Here is a 6341-nt window from a genome sequence, read left to right as displayed (position 1 = left end):
GGGCTGCGGCGCGCCACGCGCAGGCGCTGCGCCGCCACGGCCTGCGCCGGCGGCGGCAGCCTGGCGTCGTCGGCGGCGGGCAGCGGTTCGGCGCGCAGTTCAGGCGCCGAATCGCACAGATCGGCCAGCCACTGGCCGAGCGCCGGCGTCGACGGCAAGGGCCGGCCGCCGCCCAGCAGATAGCCGAGCGCGCTGCGGTGGAAGGCCGAATCGCGCCGCTGGCCCAGGCAGAGATCGGCCACGCCCGCCCAGCAGGCATGGCGCGCGCGCGTGAGCGCCACGTACAGCATGCGCAGGTTCTCGGCCAGCCGCTCGCGGTCGGCGCGCGCCTCGGCGGCATCGTCGGGCGCGACGTCGACCACCGGACGGCCGTCGTCGTTGTGGTAGCGCAGCGGCGGCCGGTCCTTGCGTTCGGGCCGGAAGGCGCAGATGAAGGGCAGGAAGACCAGCGGATATTCCAGGCCCTTGGACTTGTGGATGGTCACGACCTTCAGCAGCTGCTCGTCGCTTTCCAGCCGCACGATCTGGTCTTCGGCGGCGGCCGGGCGCGCCGTGCCCCATACGTGCCCGGCCAGGTGGCGCACCAGCGCCTGTTCGCCGTCGAGCTCGGCCGCCGCGCGCTGCATCAGCTCGGCCAGGTGCAGCAGGTTGGTCAGCCGGCGTTCGCCGTCGTCCCGCGCCAGCATGCGGCGCGGCAGGTCGAAGTCGTTCAGCAGCCGCCGCAGCATGGCCAGCACGCCGTTGCGGCGCCAGCCCTCGCGGTAGGCGCGGAACTGCAGCACGCGGCTTTCCCACAGCCGCTCGTCGGTCTGGATCCGTTCGAGCTCGGCCAGTTCGAGCGCCAGCGTGCGGCTGGCCAGCGCCGCGCGCAGCGCGCGGTCGTCGTCGGGCTCGGCGCAGGCCTTCAGCCACAGCAGCAGGTCGGCCGCCTCGGCGCTGTCGAACACCGATTCCTGGTCCGACAGGTAGACGCTGCGCACGCCGCGGCGCGCCAGTTCGGCGCGGATGGCGCGCGCCTCGTCGCCGGTGCGCACGAGGATGGCGATGTCGGCCGGGCGCAGCGGCCGCAGCGCGTCGTCGGGCGCTTCGAAGCCGGCGCGGCCGGCGGCGGCCTGCCGCAGCAGCGCCACGATGCGGCTGGCGCAGCCGGCAGCCGCCTGGGCCGTGTAGGCGCCGGCCGCCAGCGGCTTGTCCTGCGGCAATTGCCAGAAGGTCAGCGCCGGCGCCGGGCCGCCGTCGGCCACGAAGCGTTCGGGCCGGCCCGCCGCCTGCACGGGCGCGAACGGCACCGGATCGTCGCCGCCGCGGCGGAACAGAAAGGCGCCCTCGCCGCCGGGCTGGCGCTCCCCCCATTCGAACACGCGGTTGACGGCAGCCACCATCTCGCGGCTCGAACGGTGGTTGGTGTCGAGCGTGTCGCGGCGCGGCCCGGCGGCGCGCCGCGCGGCCAGGTAGGTGTAGATGTCGGCGCCGCGGAAGGCATAGATGGCTTGCTTGGGGTCGCCGATCATCAGCAGGCCGCAGTCGTCGCGGTTGGCGCCGATGTCGTAGATGGCGTCGAGGATGCGGTACTGGACGGGGTCGGTATCCTGGAATTCGTCGACCAGCGCCACCGGGAACTGGGCCCGGATCAGCGCCGCCAGGCGGCCGCCGTTTGGGCCGTGCAGCGCGGCGTCGAGCCGGGTCAGCATGTCGTCGAAGCCCAGTTCGGCGCGGCGCTGCTTTTCCTGTTCGAAGCGCTGCGCGACCCAGGCCGCGGCATGAGCCAGCGCGGCCGGGCCGGGCTGCGGCAGCGCGTCCAGCTCGGCGTACAACGCCGGCAGCGCATCGAGCGCGGGATGGCGCAGCGGCTCGCCCTGCTTCCAGGCTTCGGCCATGCCTTGCGGCGTCAGGCGCTGGCGGGCGGCGGCGCCGAGTTCGGGCCGTTCGATGGCCTCGTCGCCGGCCCAGGCGGCCAGCGTGTCCAGCCAGGGCAGGTAGTATGAAGGCTTGAGTTTCCTGCCGTCGATCAGCTTGCGGGCGCAGGCGTCGTCCAACGCGGCCCGCAACTGAGGCACCCATTCGCGCCAGGGGGCCTTGAGCCGCGCCAGCGCCTGCCGCAGCCCGGTGCGGGCGGCGTGCAGCACCTCTCCAAGCGAGTCTTGCGCCGCCGCCGGATCGGCCGGGGCATGGCGCAGCAACGGCATCAGCCTGGCCAGCAACTGGTCGGGCGTCTGCCAGTGGCTGTCCACCCAGTCGAGCGCGTCGCCGGCCAGGTCGTAGCAGTGGCGGCGCCAGTAGTCGCGGGCCACGGTGGCCAGCAGCGCGGACTGGTCGGTTTCCACCGTTTGCGTGAACAGGCTGCCGCTGTCGAACGCGTGCTCGCGCAGCATGCGCTGACACCAGCCGTGGATGGTTGAAACCGCCGCCTCGTCCATCCATTGGGCCGCGGTGTCGAGGCGGGCGGCGCATTCGGGGCGCCGTTCCGGCGGGTAGTCGGCGCGCAGCCGGGCGATGACCGCGTCGGGCGGGTCGATCTCGCCGCGGAAGTGGCGCGCCGCCAGGCCCAGGCGGGTGCGGATGCGGTCGCGCAGTTCCTGCGTGGCGGCTTCGGTGAAGGTCATGACCAGGATCTGCGGCGGCAGCAGCGCGCGGCCGAAGCCGCGGTCGGCATCGCCATGGCCCAGCACCAGCCGCAGGTAGAGGCCGGAGATGGTGAAGGTCTTGCCGGTACCGGCGCTGGCCTCGATCAGCCGGCTGCCGCGCAGCGGCAGGCGCAGCGCCAGCGGTTCGGACGGCCGGGCGGGCGCGGTCATCGGGCCCTCCCCGCATCGAGCGCGCGCCGGGCCTGCTCCACCAGGGGGCCGTAGAGCCGCTGCGCCCAGTCGGCAAAGGCGCCCTCCGCCCACAGGTCGTCGAAGCATGGATATTGCCGGCACAGATAGGGATTGCGGCTGCCTTCTCCGGTGCTGCGGGCGCCGTCGTCGTAGACGATGCGTGCCGCGCGCCGGGCCGCCTCGTCGCCGGCGGCGCCATCGGCGGCCGTCGCGCTGCCAGACTGTTCCGGCCCGCCAGGAAGGCCCGCCTTCGCGCTGCCGCCGGCGTCGAGCCAGGCGCAGGCGGCGCGCGGGGCCACCGGCAGCGGCGCCGCGCGGCCTTGCAGCCAGGCGCAGGCCAGGGCCGACAGCGCGGCGTGGGCCGGCACGGCGTCGAGCGGGGGCAGCGTCAGCGCGCCGTCGGTCGAGACGAAAGCGGTGGCCAGCGGGCAGCCGGCCGCGTTGGCCGCCAATTGCGCCACCCAGGCGCGCAGCAGCCGGTGCCACCTGGGCCGGCCGTTCTTGTCGAACAGGCCGTTGACGATGGCGTGCAGGGTTTCGGGATCGCCGCCGTCGCCGCGGATGCCGTCGACCCAGCCCTGCAGCCGCAGGCCGGCTTCCGGCAACGGCAGGTCGAGCTTGAGCGGCGGCGCCGGCGCGCGGGCCGCGCTGCGTTCGCGATAGCGCGCCAGCAGTTCGCGCACCGGGTCGATCAAGGCCTCCAGCCGCCTTTCGCCGAAGCCGCCCACCGGCAGCTCGCCGCTGCGTTGCAGGCGGGCGGCGCGGGCGCGCAGCGCGGCATCGGGATCGTCGGCGTCGCGCGCCGCTTCGAACAGGCTTTCGGCCAGGCGATAGCTGTCGAGGCCATCGAGGCCGAACGGTTCGTCGTCTTCGGCCGCGGGGCCGTCGGCGTCGAAATGCACGCTCAGCGATTGCTCGAAATAATGGCGCACCGGATCGGCCAGGAAGCTTTGCAGCGTCTCGAGTTCGACGCCGTCGGGAAGCGGCGGCCGTATCGCCCCGGCCGGCGGCGCGACCGGCACGCGCATGCCATGCGGCTCATGCAGCGCCTGCCATTCCCGCGCATAGCTGAACAGCCGCGGGTCGTCGCCGTCGCGGAAGTAGCGGGCGCTGAATGGCTGCAAGGGATGTTCGACGGTAATGGCGGCCAGCAGCGCCTGGCCGGTATCGGCCGGGCCGGCCTGCCGCCATCCGGCCGCCACATGGTCGCGCAATTGCGCCACCAGCACCGAAGGCGAGCGTTCGCCGTTGTCGCGGATGCTGCGTCCCACCCAGCTCACGTAGAGCTGCTCGCGCGCCGACAGCAGCGCCTCCAGCAGCAGATAGCGGTCGTCCTCGCGGCGCGAGCGGTCGCCGGGGCGGTAGTCGCCGGCCATCAGGTCGAAATCGAGCGGCGGCTGCAAGCGCGGGTAGTCGCCATCGTTCATGCCCAGCAGGCACACGATCCGGAACGGGATGGCCCGCATCGGCATCAGCGTGCAGAAATTGACCGCGCCGGCCAGGAAACGCTGGTTCAGCCGCCGGCCATCCAGCCCCGCCAGCCAGGCCTCGCGCACCACCACCAGCGGCAGCGGCGCCTCCAGCCCGGCCGCCTCGCACTGTGCCAGCCAGGTATCGAGCTGTTCCTCCAGTTCGGCCAGCAAGGTCGCCTCGGTGTCGTCGGCGGCGGCGAACATCGCGGCCAGCAGCGCGCGAAGGTGCAGGCCCCATTGCGCCGGAGGCGCCGGCTGCGCCAGGCGCGCGCGCAGCGCGTCCAGCGTATCGACCAGCGCGGCCAGCGGGCCCAGGGTTTCCGCCTCCAGCCCGCCGACCTCGCCGTAGGGCTCGATGCCGTCGAAATCCGCGCCCGGCCCGGCCGCGTAGCCCAGCAGCATGCGGCGCAGGCCGAAACGCCAGGTGTTCTGCTCCTGCCCCGCCGGCAGCCCCAGGCTGGCCCGCTGGCCGGCGTCCAGCCCCCAGCGCACGCCGGCGCCCTGGATCCAGCGGTGCAGCTGCGGCAGATCGGCCTCGTCGATGCCGAAGCGGCGGCGCACGGCGGCCACGTCGAGCAGGTCCAGCAGTTCGCTGGCCGCGAAGCGGCTGTCGGGCAGCCGCAGCAGGTAATCGACCGCGCGCAGCAGCGGCGCGTTGCCGCGCCGGCCCTGGTCGGCTAGCGTGAACGGGATGAAACGCGGATCGGCCGGGCCGGGCAGCCCGAACACGGCGCGGATGTGCGGCGCGTAGGCGTCGATGTCGGGCACCATGACGATGACGTCGCGCGGCCGCAGCGACGGATCGGCATTGAAGCGGTCGAGCAGCTGGTCGTGCAGGATCTCGACCTCGCGCTGCGCGCTGTGCGCCACGTGGAAGCGCAGCGAGCGGTCGGCGCGCGGATCGACCGGCGCCCAGCGCTGCCGGGTTTCTTCGAGCGTGCGCAGCTCCAGGATGTCGTCCTGCAACTGGCCCAGTAGCGTGTCGGCGGGGCCGCCGGCGAACAGGTCGATGCGCTCGCCCACCGGCGCGAAGCGGTGGCGGTAGTCGTCCGGGGCATCGTAGCTGTCCAGCAGCGAGATGTAGTCGCGCCCCTGCTTGCCCCAGGCGGCCAGCAGCGGATGGCCGTAGGCGGCCAGGCCGCCGGTGGCGGGCGGCGGCGCGCCCGGCTTGCGCTGCTGCCGGCGATAGGCCTGGCGCAGCAGATCCTGGTCGGCCACGATGTCGGCCCAGTGGTGGCGGCTGGGGTTGTGCACGCACAGCAGCACCTGGCTGCAGGAAGCCATGGCCGCCAGCGCTTCCAGCGTCTGCGCCGGCATCGACGAGATGCCGAACACGATCACCCGCCGCGCCAGGCCCGCCGGCGCCCGGCCGCCCGCGCGCAGGGCGTCGACGAAGCGGCGGTGCACGCCGACCCGGCCATGGCGCATGGCGCGGTCGCCCAGGTCGTCCTGCAGCGCGCGCCACAGCGCGGGCTGCCATGCCTCGCGTTCGGCCAGCGGCCGTTGGCCGCCGCGCGACACGCGCAGGCGGTCGCGGCCGGCGGCCCAGTCGGCCAGCCAGTCGGCGCGGTAGACCTGGTACTGATCGAACAGGTCGGCCAGGCGCTCGGCCAATTGGTACAGCTTGCGCGGGTTGCCGTCGTCCGACAGGAAGCGCCGCAGCGGCGCGAACGGCGGCTGCTGCGCCAGCTCCGGCAGCAGCCGCATCAGGCGCCAGGTCAGGCCGTCGCGGTCGAGCGGCGAGGTGTCGGGCACCTCCTGCCGGCCCAGCACGGCGCGGTAGGCGCGCCACAGGAAGCGCGCCGGCAGCTGGACGTCGACCGCCGCGGCGATGCCGCAACCCTGGCCGTCGGCGCCGTCCGGATCGGCGGCCAGGGCCAGCTTGAACCACTGGGCGATGCCGTTGCTCTGCACCAGCACGGTCTCGCTTTCCAGCGGGCCCAGCGGATAGCGCTGCATCCATGCCACGGCCAGGTTGCGCAGGTCTTCCAGGCGGTTGCCGTGGACCACCATGAAACCGGGCGCGAGCGTTTCGGCGGGCATCGATCGGTGC

At 73.9% G+C, this 6341-nt stretch carries 2 protein-coding genes; both read right to left on the bottom strand.

All coding sequences use genetic code 11. From position 1 onward, the window contains the following. A partial coding sequence (gene recB, locus ABD927_RS14805; RefSeq protein WP_345250593.1) for an exodeoxyribonuclease V subunit beta occupies nt 1-2795 on the bottom strand: 2795 nt, incomplete at its 3' end. Then, nucleotides 2792-6331 (bottom strand): exodeoxyribonuclease V subunit gamma, encoded by a 3540-nt coding sequence (gene recC, locus ABD927_RS14800; protein ID WP_345250592.1) that lies wholly within the window; start codon nt 6329-6331, stop codon nt 2792-2794. The genes recC and recB, both read right to left, overlap by 4 nt. Between the last annotated feature and the right edge of the window lie 10 nt (nt 6332-6341).

Source organism: Pigmentiphaga soli (assembly GCF_039541095.1).
In the GTDB taxonomy this organism is placed as follows: domain Bacteria; phylum Pseudomonadota; class Gammaproteobacteria; order Burkholderiales; family Burkholderiaceae_B; genus Pigmentiphaga; species Pigmentiphaga soli.
Note: the sequence above shows the minus strand (reverse complement) of the source record. Positions and strands in the feature narration are given on the sequence as shown.